This window comes from Clostridiales bacterium FE2011, from assembly GCA_017569305.1.
In the GTDB taxonomy this organism is placed as follows: domain Bacteria; phylum Bacillota; class Clostridia; order Christensenellales; family Aristaeellaceae; genus Aristaeella.
This window is the reverse complement of sequence record CP069418.1, coordinates 1,603,313-1,626,972: the sequence shown is the minus strand read 5'-3', so window position 1 is coordinate 1,626,972 and position 23,660 is coordinate 1,603,313. Positions and strand designations below refer to the sequence as shown.

At 47.6% G+C, this 23,660-nt stretch carries 9 protein-coding genes; 5 read left to right on the top strand and 4 right to left on the bottom strand.

Features of this window, described 5'->3' with window-relative positions; all coding sequences use genetic code 11:
• Window positions 1-18 precede the first annotated feature (18 nt).
• The 3 genes from mfd to JRC49_07520 are packed head-to-tail and all read left to right on the top strand — an operon-like array spanning window position 19 to window position 5,065.
• Window positions 19-3,672, top strand: coding sequence for a transcription-repair coupling factor (gene mfd, locus JRC49_07530; GenBank protein QTE72637.1), 3,654 nt, complete (start codon window positions 19-21; stop codon window positions 3,670-3,672).
• Window positions 3,653-4,126, top strand: coding sequence for a signal peptidase II (gene lspA / locus JRC49_07525; GenBank protein QTE72636.1), 474 nt, complete (start codon window positions 3,653-3,655; stop codon window positions 4,124-4,126). The genes mfd and lspA overlap by 20 nt, the downstream gene beginning before the upstream one ends.
• A 21-nt stretch (window positions 4,127-4,147) precedes the next feature.
• On the top strand, window positions 4,148-5,065 hold the full coding sequence (locus tag JRC49_07520) for an RluA family pseudouridine synthase (GenBank protein QTE72635.1): 918 nt from the start codon (window positions 4,148-4,150) through the stop codon (window positions 5,063-5,065).
• A 119-nt stretch (window positions 5,066-5,184) separates the two neighbouring features.
• Here JRC49_07520 and JRC49_07515 read toward each other — a convergent pair whose 3' ends face one another.
• Complete coding sequence (locus JRC49_07515; GenBank protein ID QTE72634.1) at window positions 5,185-6,414, bottom strand: ATP-binding protein; 1,230 nt, start codon at window positions 6,412-6,414, stop codon at window positions 5,185-5,187.
• 401 nt (window positions 6,415-6,815) lie between these two features.
• On the opposite strand from JRC49_07515, the gene JRC49_07510 reads away from it, so the two are divergent.
• Entirely contained in the window at window positions 6,816-19,085 is a 12,270-nt protein-coding gene (locus JRC49_07510; protein ID QTE72633.1) for an AHH domain-containing protein, read from the top strand.
• An 18-nt stretch (window positions 19,086-19,103) separates the two neighbouring features.
• Window positions 19,104-20,030: a hypothetical protein gene (locus JRC49_07505; GenBank protein ID QTE72632.1), complete on the top strand. Its 927-nt coding sequence runs from the start codon at window positions 19,104-19,106 to the stop codon at window positions 20,028-20,030.
• Between the two features lie 128 nt (window positions 20,031-20,158).
• Here JRC49_07505 and JRC49_07500 read toward each other — a convergent pair whose 3' ends face one another.
• From JRC49_07500 to JRC49_07490, 3 genes are all read right to left on the bottom strand, one after another.
• On the bottom strand, window positions 20,159-20,890 hold the full coding sequence (locus JRC49_07500; protein QTE72631.1) for a hypothetical protein: 732 nt from the start codon (window positions 20,888-20,890) through the stop codon (window positions 20,159-20,161).
• Window positions 20,891-21,037: 147 nt separating this feature from the next.
• Window positions 21,038-21,892 (bottom strand): dTDP-4-dehydrorhamnose reductase, encoded by an 855-nt coding sequence (gene rfbD / locus JRC49_07495; protein QTE72630.1) that lies wholly within the window; start codon window positions 21,890-21,892, stop codon window positions 21,038-21,040.
• A gap of 225 nt (window positions 21,893-22,117) precedes the next feature.
• Window positions 22,118-23,428 carry an aspartate kinase gene (locus JRC49_07490; protein QTE72836.1) on the bottom strand — a complete coding sequence of 437 codons (1,311 nt, stop codon included), beginning with the start codon at window positions 23,426-23,428 and terminating at the stop codon, window positions 22,118-22,120.
• Window positions 23,429-23,660: the final 232 nt, after the last annotated feature.

The following is a 23,660-nucleotide window of genomic DNA, read 5'->3' as shown; positions in this document are numbered from 1 at the left end:
AACGTTAAGGGAAAGTATATGGCATCGAGTTTTGTTTCTTCGATTGCGATACCTGGTTTAGAGGCATTGCTGGAGACGGCGCAGGGAAAGACAACGGCGGTTGCCGGCGTTAACCAGACGCTGGCAGCGGTGATCGCTTGTATCGCGGCAGAAAAAGGGAAAAAGACGCTGCTGGTGGCGGACAACGACCTGAAGGCAGCCCGGGCAGCGGATGACGTGCGTCAGCTGACGGGCGAAGGCTGCTGCCTGCCCGGCGGTGAGATTGACCTGACCCGGGCAGCCGGAAGCCTGGAGAGCAACTGGCGGAGGCTGGAAGCACTGGCAGCTGTGACGGAGGGCAAAGTACGGATCCTGTGCGCCGGAGCGGAAGCGATGGCGCAGCGGATGGGCCGGCCGGAACCTTTCCGGGCACTGAGCCTGACCCTGAAGCCGGGAGACGTGTTTCCACCGGCAGATCTTGCCCGTCGGCTGAGCCGGATGGGCTATGACCGCGTGGGCATGGTGGAAGGCAAAGGACAGTTTGCACAGCGCGGATCCATCCTGGACGTGTATCCTCCGGCGCTGGCCCAGGGACTTCGGATTGAATTCTTTGATGATGAGATTGACGGGATCCGGGAGTTTGACTGTATCAGCCAGCGGAGCCTGGGAGACGTTCCGGAAGCCGTACTGACGCCCGCGTGCGAAGTGCTGCTTGAGGAAGACGAATATCCGGAAGCTGCCCGCCGGATGCGGGAAGCTATTGATGATCAGCCGGATACGGACATCGGGAAAGACCTGCTGTTTGATGACCTGCCGCCCCTGCCGGACGATGAGGATGACGCGGAGCTCTTTGACAAGAAGATTGCTCCGAAGATCCGGGAAAAACAGTATCAGGATCAGAAGGAGCTGGAAGCTGACCGGCGGATGGAACGGCTTCGCCAGGACGCGGAAACGCTGGAGCAGGGACTGCCCTTCCGGCGGATGCGTGCCTGGCTGCCGGTGCTGACGGACAAGACAGCGTCGGTATGCGACTGGTTTGAGCCGGACCTGGTATTGCTGTGTGAACCAGACCGCCTGCGGAACAGGATTGAGGAGCGGCTGCAGGGTTTCGCGGAAGACCTGCAGAGCGCCATTACCCGCCGGGAAGCAGTGACTGATCAGGAAAGTCTGCTGAAGGACTGGGATACGGTGCTGAAAGAACTGAAACCGTATCCTAAGGGACTGCTGACAGAGATCCTGCTCGGACTGGGTGGCATCAAGCCGGACAATACGGTGACGGTGGAAGCAACCGGCATCCAGGGCTATGGCGGGCAGATGCGCGCACTGAAGAACGATATTGCCCTGTGGCGGGAGCACGGATACAGGATTTATCTGCTCTCAGGCGGAAGCAGCCGCGGAAAGCGGCTGGAGGAAAGCCTGAAAGAGCTGGATGAAAAAACAGAATTCCGGGAGGAACTCAGCGCGGCAAAGCCTGCGGAAGCTGTGATCCTGCCGATCACGCTCAGCGGCGGCTTCATTATCCGCGGCGGGGAAGGCTGCCCCGGAACGGCGGTGGTTTCCGACGCTGACATCTGGGGCGAGGGATATCGGCGGAGCAAGAGCCGGAAACGCTCCGGGGAACGGATTTCCACCTTCACGGACCTGAAGGTGGGCGACTATGTGGTGCATGAAGACCACGGCGTTGGTATCTACCAGGGCATCACCCGGATTCAGAGCGAGGGAAGCTGGCACGACTACCTGCTGATCCACTACGGCGGAAACGACAAGCTGTATGTGCCGGTGGAGCAGCTGGAGCGGGTACAGCGCTATATCGGCAATCCGAACCAGGCACCGAAGCTGAACCGCCTGGGCGGCGGAGAATGGGCCCGGCAGAAGGGCAAGGTCAAGGAAGGACTGAAAGCGCTGGCCTTTGACCTGAAGGCGCTGTATGCGGAACGTTCCCAGAACACAGGCCATGCCTTCGGACCGGATACGGCCTGGCAGAGGGAGTTTGAAGATGAATTCCCGTGGGAGCTGACGCCGGACCAGGCACAGAGCGTGCAGGAAATCCGGGAAGACATGGAGAGCGACCGGAACATGGACCGGCTGCTGTGCGGCGACGTGGGCTACGGAAAAACAGAGGTGAGCCTGCGGGCCGCTTTCAAGGCGATCGCGGATAACAAACAGGTGGCCCTGCTGGCACCCACCACGATTCTGGTGCAGCAGCACTACAACACCATCGTGAAGCGATTCCGGCATACCGGTGCCCGGGTGGACTTCCTGAGCCGGTTCCGGACTCCGGCAGAGCAGAAGGACGTGCTGGCCAAGCTGGCCGCGGGCGACATTGACCTGATCGTCGGTACCCACAAGCTGCTGGGCAAGGATGTGAAGTTCAAGGACCTGGGCCTGCTCATCGTGGACGAGGAGCAGCGCTTCGGCGTGGCCCATAAGGAAGTTATCAAGAATATGAAGCGGCAGGTGGACGTGCTCACCCTGAGTGCGACACCGATTCCGCGAACCCTGCATATGTCCATGACGGGCATCCGGGACATGAGCGTGCTGGAAACCCCGCCGGAAGAGCGGATCCCGGTACAGACCGTGGTCACGGAGTATTCTGACGCCCTGATCCGTGACGCCATCCTGCGCGAACTTGGCCGGGGCGGACAAGTGTACTTCCTGTACAACCGGGTGCGGAGCATCGGCAGCTTCTATGAGCGGCTGCGGGCACTGGTACCGGAAGCCCGGGTGGGCGTGGCCCATGGGCAGATGAAGGAGCACCAGCTGGAAGACGTGATGCTGGACTTCTACAACGGCAATTATGACGTGCTGCTGTGTACCACCATTATTGAAAACGGCCTGGACGTGCCGAACGCGAATACCCTGATTGTGTATGACGCGGAACGGTTTGGCCTCAGCCAGCTCTATCAGCTGCGGGGCCGGGTGGGCCGGAGCAACCGGCAGGCCTATGCCTACTTCACCGTGCGGGCGGATCATATGCTGACGGAAACAGCCCAGCAGCGGCTGACAGCTATCCGGGAGTTTACGGAGTTTGGCGCCGGTTTCCGTATCGCGATGCGGGACCTGGAAATCCGCGGCGCGGGCAATATCCTGGGACCGGAACAGCACGGCCATCTGGCTACGGTCGGTTACGACATGTACTGCAAGCTGATGGAAGAAACCCTGAACGAGGTACAGGGCCGGCAGACCGCACGGGAACTGGAAACCAGGGTGGATCTGCGGGTGGACGCTTTCCTGCCTTCCGACTATGTGGCGGAAGAAAAGCAGCGGATGGAAATGTACAAGCGGATTGCTTCCGTGGTAACGGACGAAGACCGGGCGGACGTAACGGACGAGTTGATCGACCGCTATGGCGACCTGCCGCCGGCTGCCGAGACGCTGCTTGACGTGAGCCAGCTGCGGGCATTGTGCAACCGGCTGGGCGTCAGCCAGGTGACCCGCGGCAAGGAAGGCCTGATCATGAAGGTGGACGAGCGGTATGTGCCGGATCCGGCCTGTCTGCTGCAGGCTATCTCTGAGACGGATGGGCGGCTGATCCTGTCCGCCAGGGCACCGGCCAGGATGATCCTGAAGGTGCAGAACCTGCAGGAGCAGGAGATGCTGCAGGAAGCGTTGAAGGTGACGAGGAAACTGGTGGCGCGGATCAAAGAACTGGAAGAAGAAAAGAGCGAAAAAAGTGAAGAAAGCGGTAATTAAGAAAAGCCTGGGATTCTGGCTGATTGCGGCTGCGGTACTGATCCTGGACCGGATCACGAAGGAACTGGCACCCGGCCTTCCGGCGGATGGGTTTACCCTGATTCCCGGAGTGATCGGTCTGCGGTACGCGGAAAATACCGGCATCGCGTTCTCGCTGCTGAGCGGGCTGCCGAGGCTGACAGGCATCCTTGGACTGGCAATTGTTATCGGTGGCTATGTGTGGCTGCGGAACAAGGAATTCGCGGTGCTTCCGCTGACGGGCCTTGCCCTGATGGCCGGCGGCGCAACAGGCAATATGCTGGACCGGCTGATCCGGGGTTTTGTGCCGGATATGATTGAGACGCTGTTTGTGAATTTTCCTGTGTTCAATGTTGCGGACAGCTGCCTGACAGTGGGCTGTGTGTTGGTGATGATCAGCCTGCTGTGCAGGCCGCAGGACTGGGCGAAACTCTGACAACTGCCAGGGGGAAGAAATATGACTGAAGGAATGGAGTACCGGGTTGCATCCGATGGACGCCGGCTGGACGTATTGCTGAGTGAAGCAACAGGACTCAGCAGGAGCCGGGTGGCTTCGCTGATGGAAGACGGCCTGTGCGTTTCCGGCGGAAAGGCCTGCACAAAGGCCGGCACTAAGCTGCCTGCGGGCCAGGAGATTGTCCTGACAGTACCCGCACCGAAGGAAGCTGTTCCGAAGGCGGAGGATATTCCGCTGGAAATCCTGTATGAGGATGAGGACCTGGCCGTGGTGATCAAGCCGCGGGGCATGGTAGTGCATCCGGCGGCAGGACATCCGGACGGAACGCTGGTGAACGCATTGCTGGCCCGTCTGGATTCACTGGGCGGTATCGGCGGGGAGCTGCGTCCCGGGATTGTTCATCGGCTGGATAAGGAAACCAGCGGCCTGATGCTGGTGGCGAAGAATGATGAAACCCAGGAAGAACTGAGCCGGATGCTGAAAGACCGGGAGATTGAGAAACATTACCGGGCACTGGTAGAGGGCCGGTTCAAGGAACCGGAAGGCGAAATAAACGCGGCTATCGACCGGAGCAAGAAAGACCGGAAGAAGATGGCCATTGATCCGGAAGGCCGCCCGGCACTGACCCGCTGGAAAGTACTGGCGGAAGGCCAGGCCTGCACTTTGCTGGACGTTCATATCCTGACCGGACGGACCCATCAGATCCGCGTCCACATGCGGAGTATCCAGCACCCGGTCTGCGGGGACGAGCTGTATGGTTTTGAAAAGGGCGTGAAGGTACCTTGCCTCATGCTCCATGCCTACAGCCTGAGGTTTAAACATCCCCGGACAAAAGAAGAAATGGCCTTCCAGGCTCCTCTGCCGGAGGACTTCCTGAAAGGCCTCAAGAGCAACGGAATTGATAAAACAAATTCCTGATGACACAAAAAGTACGATGAAAACGGGAGTTGATTCCCTTTTTCATCGCACTTTTTGCTTACTTTGATTTTTGGAGGGAACTTATTGGGTCAAAACATGTCACATATTCCCCTATAGCCTTACATTCCGAGAATGCTGACAGGGTAATACCAAGCATTTTCGTTGATGGGGCGTATTTTATCACATGTATCGATTACGAGACCAGCTCCAGTCTCCATGTTATATTTCGTCAATGCAATGAAATTCCGGGTAGGATTTCTGGGAGAAATACTTTTTTTGATCTCAATGGGATACAATTTGTTTTCTTTGACATAGAGCAAGTCTATTTCTTTTTGATCAATATCCCGGTAATAGAATAAAAACTCTTTCGGATCTTGATTATGAACATAGGCGTTTTTGACTATCTCACTGACAACATAATTCTCAAAGAAAGCGCCGCTCATTGCGCATGACTCCAACATTTCTGCAGTTGGCCATTTACACAGATAAGCACAAAGGCCTGTATCCATAAAATAGAGCTTTGGAGCTTTGATGATTCGATTGGAAATATTGGCCATATAGGGTTGAAGGAGATAAACAAGCCCGGAGGTTTCCAGAATAGAAATCCATCTGCGACATGTTTTTACATCAATACCAACATTGGAAGCAATTTGATCATAATGAAGTTCCTGCGATGTCCTGAGTGCAAGGATAGATAGAAAATTCCTGAATTGCAGTTCACTGGAGGCAGCAATTAATTTTCGGACATCTTTCTCCATATAGGTGTTGATATAGGATTTGAAATATGCTTCACGTGCAGAAACACCTGTGACGATATCCGGCATGCCGCCCTGAAAAATATCCTCAAACACCTGACTTCTGCTCCTGTAGGTATCCGGCAGTTCTTTTTCACGGGCACGCAATGTATTAATATTCGGATCAAAGAGACGACCCTCTTTACTATATTTTTCGGATTGTGATAGAGAAGCCATCTCAATGATTCCACATCTTCCGGCAAGAGATTCGGAAATGCCTTCCTGAAGTTCAAAACGGTTGGAACCCGTCAGAATATACATCAGGGTACGAGGTTTATTTTTCTTTAACCAGATTAGGCGCTGCTCATCAATAATTTTTTTGATTTCATCCAGCAATAATGGGGCCTTCTGAATCTCATCGATAATAACAGGCCACCCGTATGTTTCCAGAAACAGTTTTGGGTTTTGAAGAGCCAGGTTTCGGTCATCCAGATCATCCAGAGTAACTTTTCGATATTGATCTCCAAAGAGATGATCAATAGTTGTGGATTTTCCTACTTGTCTTGGACCGTATATGACTATACAAGGGAATGAGTTTGATACTTCTCTGATCATGTTTTCTGAGTTACGGTTGATATACATTCAAACTCCTCCTTTTCAGAATCACGATGAAAACGGGAGTCGACTCCCTTTTTCATCGTGATTTTACAATGAGAAAGACGATACGTCAAGTGTTTAAAAAAGATGCAGAATGTGTATTAGGCAGGTTGAATATAGAAAGGATTATATATGTGGCAAATTATCTGTACTTCTCTAAATACGAAATATAAAAGAAAAAAAACAAATGTATGGAATAAAAAGACTTGCAATTCGTTATAATGAGTAGGTACAATTTTACATATTGAGAATGACGATTGTACACGCAAGAAATGCAAATCGTTTCTCGAGAAAAACGTGAAATCCCGGCTTTCAAATTTATGCCGGCGAATAAGCTGGTAAATCAAGGAGTGTACTGTATGCGTCTTAAGCGGATCGTTGCGTTGGTTCTTTCTTTTCTGATTGTCTTCAATGTGCAGGCACCGATGTTTGCAGAGACAGAGGTAAACGAAGACGGTCCGCAGCTTCACACAGTTTCCTGGACAATGGATCCTGAATATAGTCTTGAGGAGCTGACCCCGGAAAAAACCACGATGACGGATGAGGGGCAGATCTTTACCAATACCGAAGGTCCAGCACGCACGGAGATACAAGCTGTGTATCATGTGGATCAGACGTTGGTTTCTGTTAGTTTGGCAGGGACTTCTTTCTCGTTTGCACCGATAATGAATGATAACTACTTCCTTGAATCCGGGATAGGAGATGCTGATTCAAGTGGAGTCAAGGATCCGGAGAAGGAGAAGGAACCGGAAGCAGAAGAAGAAAAAGAACCGGAAGAAACAGTCAATCCCGATCAACCTGAGACCACAAAGCCTACCGAGACAACTGTTCCGCAGATAACACCCGATCCGGATGAGAGACCTGAAGAAAAATCCACAGAAGTACCGGCTGAGGATCCAACAGAAGAGCCGGCGGAGGAACAAACAATTCCTCAGGATAAAGATGATCCTGACAATACACCTATACCGGCCGAAGAACCGGATGAGGAGAAAACGCTATATACAGGCTATGGAAAAACAATCACGCATACAAATCTGTATGATCGTGTGAATGGTGTGGAAGCAACCGGAAAGCTCCCGATTAATGTGATTGTTTATATATCCTCTTTGCCGTCACAACAGTGGGCACAGATTGTCTTTGATACTCCGGATGGAATCGTGGAGGGTTACGTCCGGACGAAAAACATAGTTAATTTGGAATTTGAAGAAGAGCAACGTGTGGTTTCTGAAGTGAAGACCACAACAGATTACAGGGAATGGAAGGAGCATCCTCTTCCGAGAACAAATAACTATATTCTGAATGTCTGGGAAACAGAACAACCCAAGGAAACAGAAGCACTGGAAACGAATGAAGCTGAAAAACCGGAAACAACTATCACCCCCGAAGAGGAAGAGAAAGCAGATCCGACAGATACCCCTGTCCCGGAACCGACAGATACACCCGTTCCAGAACCAACCGATACGCCAATTCCAGACCTAACAGATTCTCCTGTGCCTGATTCGACGGATACTCCGGTTCCGGAAACGACGGATACCCCAGTCCCGGATCCAACAGACACGCCTGTTCCTGAAACAACAGATACCTCCGTTCAGGATTCAACAGATACACCTATTCAGGATCCGACGGACACCCCTGTTTCGGATCTGGTAGACGTTTCTGCCCAGGATTTGATGGATACGCCCAATCCAGATCCGGTAGAAACGCCACAAGATCAGGGCGAGTCTGCAGAAACAAATGAAGAAACGAGCAATTCTATTGGAAACAGTTTGTTAAGATGGCTTTTCTCTTCGGCTTTGGCAGAGGATGAATTGCCTGAAGAGAACAGAACCCGTCCGTCTGTCATAACCGGACAGAAGGTCGGAGGTACCGGAGGGTCCAGCAACAGAGCATCCAAAATGAGGATGCTTCGGAGTGCGGCACCGGTTTCGACTGGTTTCGATGCGGTTGTTTATTCTGGCTTATTTGATATAGCTACAGATGTCCGTCTGTCTGTGTCAACCACCGGTGTGAAAGAGGATATTCTTGTATCCCAGTATACCGGAAATCATATCTATTCTTACAAACTGAACACAGAAGGATTAACCGTAACATTAGCCGGAAAAGAAGTCAATTTATGTGATGAAGACGGAAACTGTCTTGCCCGTATTGAAGCACCGAACATGACGGACGCATCGGGAAACTACAGTACAGATATTGAAGTTGCGCTTGAAGTAAATGGTGACAGCTATATCCTGACATATGAACCCAACGATGAATGGATGCAGTCCGCGGTGTATCCGGTAAAAATTGATCCGACGGGTCAATACTTTAATTATGTAAAAAAAGGTATTGCGGATGCATATGTAAGTAAAAAATATCCTGACACCCATTATTCAGCGGGATCGAGTGATGAAAATAATCTTGATGAAGAAGGAAACAATATATATGCGGGTACAAGAGGAGATGAGGAATTTATAGCCTATATCCGTCCTTCAATGAGAGGGTTTACGGATCCTGATGAACCGAGGACAGCAGGCTTTCCGGATAATTTTATACTCGATAAAGTCTACTGGCACTTTGGTGTCTATGATATGGGCGGGGATGGAAAATTCAGGATTCATTTGATTACAAGCGATTGGAATCAAAATAATCTTACTTATAACAATCGCCCCTCTCTTTCAACTGAAATCTATAAGGATGTTATCTTAACCAGAGAAGCCAATCATATTGACATAACGGAGATTTTTGCTCAATGGCTCACTTCATATGGTGAGAAAAAGAACTATGGCTTTGCCATTACATCATCCTCTTCCTGGGTACGCATTTTCTCATCCAATATTATGTTCAAACATCGCCTGGGTTTTACCGCAACATATTACACTAATGTCACGCCTAACCTGACTGTTAACAAAATAGGCGGGGAGGCTAATAGCGGAAAAGGATGGGTGGAACTCAAATGGAATGCAGTCGAAGGAGCGAACAACTATTTATTAGGGATTTGGACTGGGGAAGGCAAACCAGAGGACAAGGAGAATTATTCATATCACTTTATTGGCAACACAACCAGCTATTCGACTCAAGGGAAAAAACTCTGGATAACAGAATCAGAAAACAACAATAATCAATATGCTATTCACTGGGACGGAAGTGGACAGGAACTGACTACATACCCCAGAAAAAATAATACAAATGCGAATTATTACTTTAATTTGCGGCCTGTAAGTAAATGCGGGCAGGTATCTTCAGCCTCCAAAACGGTGGCGGTTGTGCTTGATAAATTGCCTCCGAAGAAACCTTCCGAAGTAAAAGTTGTTCCGAACAAATATACAAATGCTGCCAAAGTGACAGTAAGTTGGAAGGATATAAAAGATAAACCAATAGAATCGGATTCCATTAGTGGTGGGAAGATTCAATATGCGCTGGATCCGGATACCAATAAGGCAGTTACTTCCTGGGCCTGGAAAGATACCGGTTCAAATAAAGCAGATGGATCATTCAGCCTTGATGTCAGCGGATTGAAGGATGGGACGCATACTGTATATATACGAGGCGTAGACAAAGAAGGAAACTATGGAGCGGCAAACTCTGCCCCCATATATATCGACAGAAGCGGACCATCCGCACCGACGAAAGTCTCGGTTGTTCCCGATAATTGGACTGACCAGAGATCAGGGACGGTTTCCTGGGAGGGAATAACGGATAAGGTTGGCTTTAAAGTACAGTATTGTATTGATGAAGGTAGTTATATATATGCTAAATCCGCTGATGGAGATTATATTAGAAGCGGAAATGCAACAGGTGTAAACATACCGGAATTTAAAAACCTTTCAGATAAAATACATACTATCAGTATTCGAGGCGTGGACGATCTGGGGAATATAGGTAAGGAAACAGCAACAGAAATCAAAATTGACAGGTTGGCGCCTACATTATCCTCTTTTTCAGTAGTTCCCGAAAACTGGACGAACAAAAATATAGTGACGCTTGCATGGGGAGGCGCAAAAGCTGGAAAAAGTGGTATAAGTAACATTGCATGGTCAGTAGATAATAAAAATAATAATTATCAGAATCTCCCTGTTAAAGAGACTGGAACAAAAGAGATAACTATTACCTCATTGACTGAAGGGATACATGATGCATATCTGAAAGTGACAAATGGGGCAGGAACAGCAATAATACGGTCCGCTGAAATCAAAATTGACCGTTCGGCTCCAAATATCGGTATAGTAAGCGCTTTTCCGGATTCATGGACGGCACAGAATGAATTGCTGCTTAAATGGGGCGAGGTTATCGATGCATATAGTGGGTTGCAAGAAATACTGTACGCACTGGATGATAATGACCCCATATCAGCTTTTAAGCCGGCACCTGTAGAAGGTGGAAAATATGTGGATGTTTCTGCATTGGGAGATGGGGAGCATTCTTTGACATTGTTTGCGTTAGATGAATTGGGGTATCAGTCACAGAAATCAATCAAAATCCGTATTGACCGAACACCGCCTGAAATCAATGAATGGCAAGTTACCCCGAGCAACTGGAGCAACGAAAAAGAAGGCATGCTGACGTGGTCAGGGGTGTCAGATGAAACCAGTGGCTTGGCTACCATGTCTTATCAAATAGATAATATGGACTTGGTTCCTCTTGACTTTGAGAAGGATGAAACGAAACTGGATTTGTCTACACTGTCGGATGGAACACACACCATTACGTTCTGTGTGGCAGATCAAGCTGGTGTAAAGGCGAAAGATACGGAAACACTGTATATTGACCGTACACCTCCTGTCGTTGAAGAAGTGAAAATTGCCCCAGATTCCTGGGCAGACACAGATATATTGAATATTTCGTGGACAGGCGCGATGGATGCCTGCAGTAATCTGGTGTCCATAGGGTATAGTCTGGATGAAGGCCTTTCTTATACAGATCTTGAAACAAAAGAAATTGGTGAAGGTGAAATTTCCGTATCCGAAATACCGGACGGAGAGCATGAATTACTTCTGCGGTTAACAGATGAAGCACAGAATGAGACAATCATTCCGTTGACTTATCAGATTGACCGGACACTACCTGAAGTGGAGATTCTGTCTCCCGCAGAGGATGATATTGTTTCTGGCGTTCTGGATATTCTGGGCAGTGTGTCAGATATTTCACTGACAGATTGGGTATTCAAAGCCTGGGATGATGCGGGAGAAATGGTTGAACTGCAGGGTGATGAGGAAAAACAAGCTGAGCAATTAGGCTTGCTGGATACAAGTGTTTTCCCTGACGGCGATGAGATCTTCATGACGTTGACAGCTCATGATGCTGCCGGTCACGAAACGGTTTCACAGGGTATTTGTGTTAAAGCAAACCATCAGGCACAAACAGTTTCTGCAGATGTTGGAATCATTGCGCCGGAAAACAATGAAATACTGTCAGCTATACAAACTTCCGGACAGTATGAACTGAAGTATACCGAAGAAGAAGCTGAGGGCATTGTTATTCTGGACAGGAATATGATCCGGAATACGGAAGAACTGCGTTTCCCGTTGTATCCTATTATCTATCCGGAGAACACCTTGCATACGCTGTCTGTTATTTCAACAGATAAAGACGGACAGGTGCATTATTCCCAGGGCTATCAGAGTACTCTGGCTTTCAGTGATCTGCTTCAAAACGATGAAAATATAGTTGATGGAAATGATATCCAGTTTGATGAAACCGGTGCCGTGGCTCTTTCAGATGATGCTTTTTTCACTTTGAAGACAATCTCTTTCCAGCGCGATGCAATGGCTGTGAAGATTCATTGCTTGTCGAATAATGCTTCTGCTGTCACCTGCGAGTATAGTATTGATCAGGGAGAGAACTGGCTGCCGTTGGCTCAGAACAGGGACACTGTGTTTCCTGTGCCGCAGAAAGCAATAGATATTCGCTGCTCTATTTGCAGTACGGGTACTGTTCTGCAGGGGCTGGATCTGACAGAGATCCATGAGAGCAATCCGGTACGATTCAAGAGCACTCTGTTGCGAGCTGTTTCACAGCTTTCCCTTATTATTCCGGCAACCTATAATAAAGCCTTACTATCATTGAGACAGGAAACCAACGAAACTCCAGCCATTTCGGCTGTGTATACAGATGGTATCCTGCAGAAAGACGGCCATACAGTCAGTTTGCTCCCTTATGAAGACAATACAAAACACACGATTGCTCAGGTCGGAATCAATGGAAACGGCGTTCTGTATGGCAGCGGTGCCCATGCAGCCATCATTTTACGGAGCAGACCTGACGCGACCCATGAATTCGAATCAGGACAAATCGATTTGTCGGAGGATACCTATATCCTGCGGGCAGAAGCGTTGTTCATGGACGGGGATGGAAATCCGACTCAGTACGAGGATGATTTTACCTATTCTGTGAACGGAACAGACTGGATTGCTATGCCTCTTTCAGAATACTGTTTCCTGCCGAGCATGACGCGGACGCTCTGGCTGCGGGCAACACTTCCGGAAGGCATTGTCCTGAAGGGACTGCATGTGGAAGGGGTCAGCCTGAGGAATACGTCTGTGATACCGACACTGGTGAAACCGGTCAATAATGTGGTGGCCAAAGATTACGGCCAATTCTCCGGAGATCAGAAACGATATGTTCTGACCTGGACAGATCCAAATGAACAGGACGAGACTCTGAAAAACTCAATCTTCTATGATATTTACCGGAACGGTGAGCAGATTGCTTCTGTTCTTCGCACTACTTTTACAGATACAGAATATATTAAAAATGCCGCATACGAGGTTATAGCGCGGAGAGTCTATGAGGATCCCCAGGACGGAAACAAGAATATTCTGACTCGATATGCCAAAGCAGTACGGGCCACTGTTAAAACTATGCAGGCACCGGTTGTTGTCACACCGACTCCGATGCCGCTTTTGCCTGATTCGACTACACCACCAGCTACGCCCAGACCGACACCCCGGCCGACATCTGCGCCTGTAATAGTAACTGCAGCCCCGGTGGCATTACCGACATATTATGCTGAAAAAACAACACCAATACCACCTGAAAAGATCCGGGTAATCGATTTCGAAGATCCAACCAGCATATATGCGAATATGACATATGTATCTCCATCTGAGATACCGGAGTTGGATTTCTCTTTGGATCAGGACTTGCTTGGTCCTTGCAGCTTCTGTGCTCGTGGCTTTGAACCAATAAATTTTAATACCGGCAATTTCTACGTAGAAGCACGAGATTTTGCAGTTCCGGATATTGGTGGAAATGGGATTGACTTGATCCGTACCTATAACAACCAATCCCAGACCAAGGGTATGCTTTTCGGTGACAAGTGGTCCTGCGAGGCAGAACAGACTTTGACAATGAATGATAACGGGGTTCTCTGCTGGAAACGCAGTGACGGCAGTGTTGTTCGCTTCATGAAGAAGGAAGACGGCCATTTTATTACAGATACAACAGAATTCGAAGCGATTGCTGAAACAGAAGACGGATACCTGATTTTGTTAACAGACGGAACAGGATATGGTTTCGATAAAAAAGGCAATCTGAACCAGATTCACAAGAACAATGGCCAGCAGAAAATCCTGCTTGTCAGAAATGTGGAAGGATACCTGGAGAAAATCATTCTGCCTTCCGGCAAAGAACTGCGTGTTGAAACGAACAAACAGAAACAAATCACGAAAATCTGGTTGACAGATACCTCATGTGTTCGCTATGCCTACAGCGGTAATATGCTGACAGAAGTAACGGACGCAGAAGGAAATAGAACCCGCTATGAATATGATCCGGAAGGACAAATGACAGCCTGGTACGACGGAAATGGAATATGTCAGGCCAGAAACACGTATGATAATCAGAACAGAGTTGTTGCCCAGATAGATGCGAATGGCGGAGAATACCGGCTGGAATACGGTGAGAACTATACAATTGCCACAGATGCAGAAGGGAACTCTGTAACCTACATCTATGATGAACAGAAACGCACAAGCAAGATAATAGATGCTCAAGGCGGAGAAACGCTATACATTTATGGCGCACAGAGTGAGATCATATCCGAGATTGATCCTCTGGGTAATGTGACCACGTACAACTACAACAATCTGGGAGATAAGATTAGCTCGACAGATGCCCGGGGGAATTCTGTGTTCTTTGACTGGGACGGCGCACATCACCTGCTCAGCAGAACGGACCAGAACGGAAATACAACGAGATACACATATGACAAAAAGGGCAATCTGAGCATTGAGACAGCTCCGGATGGAGGCGTTACCAGTTATACATATGACAGTAATGGTAATATTTTGTCCATTACAGATGCGCTTGGGAATATAACAAGCTATACATATAACAACAGAGGCTTGCTCGAAACCGCAACTGATCCCCTTGGATATAAAACTACTTATACTTATGACAAAAACGGTTATCCTGCATCAGAGACGAATGCTTTGGGCGAAACAACTCTGACGCGGTATGATACCAAAGGAAATCTTTTGAAGGTTACCTATGCTGATCATACCTCTGTTTCGTATACCTATGATGCACTGGGCCGTAAGACTGCTATGACGGACCCGAAGGGTAATACCACAAGATATGAGTATGATGGCTTGGGTCATATCATCCGGACAATACTTCCGGATGGAAGTCAACAGCAGGCAACCTATACAAAGAACGGTCAAGTTGCGTCTGTCAGTGATGCACTAGGTAATACTATACTCTATACCTATGATGCCAATGGGGACCGTCTGGAAACAACGGATGCGGATGGCTATACAGCTACAAATACCTATGATGAAGCAGGACATTTGCTGACTGAAACGAATGCGCTCGGTGGAAAGACTGTTTATACGTTCGATGCGATTGGCTTGCCGCTGACAGTAACAGATCCTGTAGGTGGTGTAAAAACCTTCGAATACGATGGTTGCGGGAATATCCTTACCAGTACATTTGCTGATGGCTCAATAACCAAAGCAGAATATGACAATATGAATCGTATAATCCGCCAGGTAAACGCGATGGGCGGTGAAACTCGGATCTCTTATGATTTGCTGGGAAGGATTACAGAAGTAGCCGATCCGATGGGTGCAAGGACAACGTATACCTATGATGCTAACGGCAATCTACTGACAGCTACAGATGCGCTGGGTAATACCATAACGTATACTTATGACGCGCTGAACCGTTTCACAGAAGAAAAAGCTCCTAATGGTGCTGTTACGCGGTATGAATATGATGTGACAGGGAATCTGATTGCAACGATAGATGCCATGGGCAATAAGACCACCTATGAATACGATGGCAACAGTAACCTGACAGCTGTTATAGACGCAATGGGACAAAAGGCAACGATACAGTATGATAAGAATGGACAGGCAGTGTCCGCAAAGCAGAAAAACGGTGGCAAACTGTCCACACTGTACGATAAAGCGGGTCGTATCGTGGAGGAAACAGACGCAAATGGAAACAAAACCCGGTATGCGTATAACGGACGCGGACTGACAACCGAAATCACAGATGCGATTAATCAGAAAGCTGAATGTGAGTATGACGCGCTGGGAAATCTTGTCCGCATTAGCGCACCAGGTGGACAGGTAACCCTATATGAGTATGATACGGCTGGTCGGCTTACGAAGACGACAGATGCGCTCGGCTGTGAAACTGAATACCAGTATGATGCCGCGGGACAAATCACCCAGACGATTATAAACGGTAATGCCAGCACCTATGAGTATGATACAGCCGGTAATATATCTGCTGTTTCGGATGCAGAAGGCAGAAGCGTACAGTTTGAATATGACGTGGCGGGAAACAACACAGCGGTTATTTATCCGGATGGCAGCAAGGACACTATAGAATATGACCTGCTGGGAAGGGTAATCCGCCAGATCCCCCGTACAGGTTTTGCAACAGAATATGCCTATGATGAACTTGGAAATGTCACGTCTGTTAAACAGGGGAACCAGGTTACGAAATATGAATATGACCTGCTTGGCAGATTAACCAAAACAATAGCTGCAGATGGCTCTGAAAGTATCTGTGAATATGATACTCTGGGCAATCTGATTACAACGACAGATGCGTTAGGAAACAGTACGCGCTTTGAATACACGCCAGAATCATTGCTGGCTAAGGTGACTTATGCCAATGGGGCGAAACAGTCACTGACATATGACCTGGCAGGGAATGTGCTGACCGAGACAGACGCTGAAGGATATTCAAAGAAATACGGATACGATAAGGTAAACCGTTTGATCAGTGTGACAGACGAACTGGGCCATAAGACAGCTTATACCTATGACGCAAATGATCAGATTGCACAGGTAAAGGATGCATTGGGACATATTACCGGATATACTTATGATGCCCTTGGCAACCTGACGGTTGAAACGGATGCATTGGGTAATACCGTGAATTATCAGTACTCGCCTGAAGGCTGGCTGGAAAAAGCCATCAAGGCGGATGGAACAGAAATCAGCTTTGAATATGACAAGACAGGGAATCTGTTGAAGCAGCAGATTGGGGAAGCCTATACCATCACAACCGGGTATAATGAACTGGGCCAGGTGACAACCCTCAGCAGTGAAGCAGGAGATATTCTGTATCAGTATAATGACAATGGATATCTGATTGCGGTAACGAATGTAAATAGCGAAAGCATTACCTATGACTATGATGAGTATGGCAACAAAACAAAGATGATCTATCCCGATGGACGGGAAGTAGATTATACTTATGATGCACTGAATCGTCTGACAAGCGTAAAGGATACGGACGGTGAAGAAACCTGCTACGAATATGACGCGGCGGGAAGAAGAATCCGGACGACTACGGGTACCTTGACAACGGCATATGACTATGATGAGGTTGGCAACCTTATCAGACAGAGCACAGAAGGTGACAGTTCTCTTTCATTCAGCTACAGTCATAACAAGAACGGCTACATCACTGGGGAAAGTCGGACAGAGAATGGAGAAACAACCGAAAATACCTATCAGTATGATGCTGCCGGACAGCTGACATCTTTCCGGAAGAGTACTGGCTATGCAGAGCAATATGTATATGATGCCGCAGGCAATATGACAAAGAAGGTTATCTCTCCTGAAAAGATTATTGCCGGAAAAAAACAGCCGGTAACAATCGGCATGAAGTATAACAAGGGCAATCAGCTGACAGAGATGACTGTGGGAAAGGATAAACTTACCTACAGCTATGATCCGAACGGCAGCATGATTCAAAAGGTTCTGAATAGCCAGAAGTATGGTACCTTGACAGATATCTATACATATAATGCTTTGGATCAGTTGACAGGCTATACGGGTTACGATGGATATGAGCAGGTCTTTACCTATGACGCGGCAGGCATGCGGTTGAGCAAGAAGGAAAAAGGTAACACAAACAGATCCATGCTGGAGGAGTTACTACGTGGAAGTATTGCCGGACTGCCGGAAGTTTATGAACCGTCAGAAATCCAGGAAGGTTATGAGTGGGCAACTACGGAATACTTGTATGATATTACACAGGACTATTATCAGGTAATCCAGGAGAAGAAGACTAAACAGAACAGTACTGATGTGACGGAATACGTTTACGGACTGGAACGTATAGCAGGTTATTCTAACAATAGCAAAACGAACTATGTCTATGATGGCAGAGGATCTGTTGCACAGACGATTAATGCGCCTGTTTTGGGTGAGAATGCCATAGGTACATTGCAGGAAGTACAGTCTACAGTAACTATACAATCATATGTTTACACCCCCTTTGGTGAACAGTTGAAGACGAAGACGAGCGGGTTCACATATAATGCGGAAACATATGATGCAGTCACAGGAATGATTAACCTGCGTGCAAGGCAGTATGAGCCAGCAATGAACCGGTTTAATCAGAAGGATATTCTGAAAGGACAGGTAACAACTCCGCTGTCTTTGAATAGATATGGGTATTGTTGGAATAGTCCGATGATGTTTGTAGATCCTAGTGGAGAAGTATTAGATGATGCAATTCGTACTGGTATCGAATGGTCGATGGCGGATGGCCCCTTGCCATTTGGAGAGGTAGCAGCAATTGTACTTATAGGTGGAGCGGCAATCTATGAGGTGGGAAAAGCTATCTTTGGAGGTTCACCAAAGCCGGAATCTGTTACACGAGAGCAGGCCCCCACAATAACGACAACGATTGTTGTTGAAAAGCCTGTTGTTCAAGATCATGTTGTAACAGATATTGCTAAGCCAGTTGCTCAGAGTACAACAATAACAGATACTGCTAAACCAGCTGTACAGGATGCTAGTATTGCACAAGTGCAGGTAAGGGAAGCGGAATTTGTTAGCGCATGTGAAGAAGCTTTGGCTAAAGCTCAAAATCCAGCGAATAAGTATACGCCCGGAAACCATGTCCATCATATAGTTCCAAAAACAGATAAAAGGGCGGAAAAAGCTAGAGAAATATTGAAGAATAATGATATTAATCCGGTGCACGATCCCAGAAATCTAGTGCAGGTTAAGGCACAATTACACAAATACTTAAACACAAAGGCATATAATTATGCAGTAAGCAGTTGGATTGAGGCAGTAGATAATCTGCCAAAGCCGTTAGTGAAACCAACATTAAACCTTACACTTGCTACTGCAAAAACAATAATAAAAGCAATGAATCATCTGATACCATAAAAGAAAGGATGACGATAAGTGGATAAAATAAAAAATGCATATCATATGGCGTTGTCTAATAATGATACGCTTTTGTGCTACAGTAAAAGCAATAAGTTTTTTCTGTGGGATGTTGAAAGCAAATCTATACTATCAAGTGCTAATAAATCGGTAGTGGATTTGCATTTTTCAGAAGATTCTTCGGAAATAACCGCAGTAATTGAATATCCCAGTTCAGTGCTTGTCTATAAAACTGATCAACTGAATAAGCCTTTTTTTCGATACAAGTTTTCGAGTTGGTTTACTCCTAAAGCGGTATATATATCAAATACAAACACTTTGTTAGTTGGATGTCATGATACAATATATTACATTGATCCTGATAGAAACATAGTAAAAAGTATATATAAGACAAGTGATGGAAACTGTTCGTACATTACATATTTCAATTCAAAGCTATTTGTTGTATTTAGTCGTATTACATCTAATAAATATAAAACGACGTGTGTAGAATTACAATTGTTGTTTAATACAGAAAACAAAGGAAACGTTGATAAGACAGGCTTGGATTTTCCTAATGCTATTGAAATAGAAGCATATGATTTCACAGAAAAAGCAGAATGGTTTGTAGAAACTCCAAAGGGAGATAAATTTGTAGCGTTATCTGGATGGAAAAGCTATAAAATCTATTATGTGAACGACTTTAATACAATGAAAAAAGTATATGAAAATGAATCAATGATTGAAAGGACGTTTGTATCAGGTGACAATAGTATTGCAGGAATAATGTTGCGTACAGGTGAAGAGACAAAAATAGAGTTGTTATCTTTATACCAAGATATCAAGCAGATATATGAGTATAAAGAATCAAATTATATCTACTATGTAAAAATAAGTGGTTCGGGGAACTATTTATTAGTACCACACTCAAAAGAATCAAAGATGATACCCATCAAGGACTTATAGTAGGAGACTGAGGAACTCAACTAGGAATTGTCCAGGTAGAGAAACCTATTCTTTGCCCACTTTTTCCATATATACAGATAGATGTAACAGATACGAAAAGTGTTCCCAGAGCCTGTCCTCTATTATTCTTACCATTCAGTATGAAGGACCCTATATTCAGTGCTATTAATTGTGATTGTCTCCATTTGATCCTTTGGTATGAGTTGATCATAAATACTTGCTAAATTAACCATCATTTCACTTATGGGCGGATCGCTTTCGGGAAAGGAGTTTTCTACAGGACAGATATTATATTCATCGCTTGAAAGGACGGTATTGTCAGCACCAATATGATCTGCATGCAGTTCATATTGATCATTGAGCTGATCGTATATTAATGACAGTGTGGGGATGTCATTAATATAATGAGAATATGCATATATATAGTCTGGATTTCGTTTGGTATCATCAGAAGAACTATAGTAACAATAAAAGTCTGTTGATGCTATTCTGCCATAATAGTATACCTCGTAATAGTATAGCCCCCCATTAGGTATATGTTCATCCTGGTTATGTAATAGTGCCGCTATACATTTTCCATCTGCATTAAGATGATACTCATATACAGTTTTTGTCTGTTTCGGGAGGGACATACAGATTTTTGCACGACGATAGTTTGATACTAATGAATCAGAATAGCGAGCAGGCTCATAGCTTCCCAGGGGCGTCATGTTTAATCCGCCACTCGACCACTTAACTGTTGTTGTATTGTTATCTGTTGGTTGTTTGATGTGATTATATGAAAGATTTGTCGATCTGATAAAACTGAAAACTTCGACAATAAATTGCTGATACAGGTTTATGCTTCCTGCTTCTTTCATCGTTGCATGCCTCCGTCAGTGATTTGATAAGTGGATATTCTCTTTATATGCGATTGAAATGATCATACTAAGGTGGATGCTTCCTGTCAAACCAAAGCAGCACTTTGGAACTGCCCAAAGTGCTGTATATATTTCATTGCCTGTTTTTTACCAGTTCTCGTCTTTGATCTCATCCAGGTAACGATCCAGGGCGTTTTCAACGGAGGGCATGGGCGCGAAGCCTGCCTCGGTGAGTTTGGAACCGTCCAGACGGGAGTTGAGGGGCCGCTTCGCGGGAGTGGGATACTCGGAAGAAGGAACCGGGATCACCTTGCAGGGGAGACCGGCCTTTTCCATAATCATCTTCGCGAAATCGTACCAGGAGAGGAAACCCTCGTTGCGGACGTGGTAGATGCCGTACTTTTCTGTCGACAGCACGTCGCAGATGACGCGGGCCAGATCCCGGGAATAGGTGGGAGAACCGATCTGGTCATTGACCACGCGGATCTCTTTCTTTTCCTTGCCCAGGTGCAGCATGGTGCGGACAAAGTTGCGGCCGTTCTTGCCGTAAACCCAGCTGGTACGAAGAATGAAGTAGCGGGTCATCAGGGAACGGACGGCATCCTCTCCCTGAACCTTGCTCATGCCGTAGACGTTCAGGGGTCCATAGGGATCGTCAATTTTGAAGGGCTGATCCCCGGTGCCGGGGAAGACATAGTCCGTAGAGATGAAGACCAGCTTTGCGCCGACACTCAGCGCGGCACGGACGATGTTGACGGTGCCCATGCCGTTGACAGCAGCACAGATTTCCGGCTGTGATTCCGCTTTGTCCACACCGGTATAGGCGGCGCAGTGGACAATGGCGGTGGGACGGTAGCTTTGGACATAGTCTTTGACGGCCTGACCATCTGTCAGGTCAAAATCCTGCATGTCGACACCGCGGCATTCAATGCCCCGGGCTTCCAGCTGGCGTACGGTATCCCAGCCCAGCTGACCAGCGTATCCGGTTACAAGAACCTTCATTCCAGGCACCCCCATATTCAATTCAGAATTCATAATTCAGAATTCAGAATTAAAGGATTGATTTACTTTATTGTATTGAGTTTACCACATAGTCACTCAGGATGACAAATCAGCGGTAACGGGATGTTGTAATTATATAACATTACAGGTTTTTTCGGCAAGAAGTCATGAAAAAGAAAAAGCCTGCGGGAAGCAGAATGCTTCCGCAGGCTTGCTGTAACATCGTTATCCCACGAACTCGTGGTAGATGGCGTGGATGGTGGCTTCAAAGTCGTTGTCGTTGACGCCGACGATGATGCTCAGCTCGCTGGAGCCCTGGTCGATCATCCGCACGTTGATGCGGGCACGGCTCATGGCGGAGAAGAGACGGGCGGCGGTACCGCAGTTATGCACCATGCCGCGGCCGACGGTGGCGATGATGGACATGTTGTCGCTGACAGAGACGCTGCCGCTGCCGTCCACCAGGTTCTCGATCTCCTTAAGGATATCGGCCCGATGAGGCTCCAGGGTGGCGCTGTTCACCACAACGCACATGCTGTCGATACCGGTGGGCATATGTTCAAAGGACACGCCGTAGTTTTCAAGCACCTGCAGCACCTTGCGGCCGAAACCGACTTCGCTGTTCATCATGCTCTTTTCAATGGAGATAACGCTGTATCCCTTGTGACCGGCGATACCGGTGATGGTGGGAACGGAAATCTCATTGGGAGCGTTCTTGCTGATCATGGTGCCGGGATGATACGGCTTGTTGGTGTTACGGATATTGGTGGGGATGCCGGCCTTGTGTACCGGGAACATCGCGTCCTCATGAAGGACGGAAGCACCCATGTGGCTCAGCTCCCGCAGCTCCTTGTAGGTGATGGAGGAAATTTCCGCCGGGTTTTCGATGATCCGGGGATCCGCCATCAGGAAACCGGAAACGTCGGTCCAGTTTTCATACACATCGGCATTCACCGCACGGGCCACCAGAGCACCGGTGATATCGCTGCCGCTGCGGGAGAAGGTGCAGACTTCACCGTTTGCCTTGGAACCGTAGAAACCGGGCACAACAGCAGGCTCGCCGTCCGCAAGGAGGGCAGAGAGCTTTTCCTGGGTCTTCTCATCATCCAGGGTGCCGTTATCGTTGAAGAAAATCCCGTCAATGGGATCCACGAAACGCCATCCCAGGTAGTCAGCCATCAGGATACCGCAGAGGTATTCACCGCGGCTGGCGCACCAGTCCTTGCCCTTGCCGGAGGAGATACCCTGCTCCACTTCGTCCAGTTTGGAGTTGATATCCACTTTCAGGTGCAGAGCGCGGGCGATGGACAGATAGCGATCCCGGATACGGGAAAAAGGCTCCGCGATGGATTTGCCTTCGCAGGCAAGGTCATAGCACTGATACAGCAGGTCAGTGACTTTATCGTCTTCCTTGAAGCGTTTGCCGGGAGCGCTGGGGACCAGGTAGCGACGGGTGGGTTCCAGCTCCAGAATGCTGCGAACCTTACGGAACTGTTCATCATTGGCCAGCGAGCTGCCGCCGAATTTTGTCACGATACATTCAAGCACAGGGCAAACCTCCAAATACTAATTCAGAATTCAGAATTCAGAATTCAGAATGATCCGCTGCGGCGGAAAGTTTCCTGACACATACGCTCAGGATGACGAATACTTCCCAGGGATCATAGTGAATACCGACACGGATTTAAACAAAATCCTTTTAAACGTGGAATTCGGAATTCAATACTATTGGCTGTTATGAAGAGAGCTGAACGTCAAAAAACGTTCG

Excerpts from the sequence above, each read along its gene's own strand:
- mfd (QTE72637.1), top strand. The coding sequence starts at position 19 with ATGGCATCGAGTTTTGTTTCTTCGATTGCGATACCTGGTTTAGAGGCA.
- JRC49_07520 (QTE72635.1), top strand. The coding sequence starts at position 4,148 with ATGACTGAAGGAATGGAGTACCGGGTTGCATCCGATGGACGCCGGCTG.
- JRC49_07515 (QTE72634.1), bottom strand. The coding sequence starts at position 6,414 with ATGATCAGAGAAGTATCAAACTCATTCCCTTGTATAGTCATATACGGT.
- JRC49_07510 (QTE72633.1), top strand. The coding sequence starts at position 6,816 with ATGCGTCTTAAGCGGATCGTTGCGTTGGTTCTTTCTTTTCTGATTGTC.
- JRC49_07500 (QTE72631.1), bottom strand. The coding sequence starts at position 20,890 with ATGAAAGAAGCAGGAAGCATAAACCTGTATCAGCAATTTATTGTCGAA.
- rfbD (QTE72630.1), bottom strand. The coding sequence starts at position 21,892 with ATGAAGGTTCTTGTAACCGGATACGCTGGTCAGCTGGGCTGGGATACC.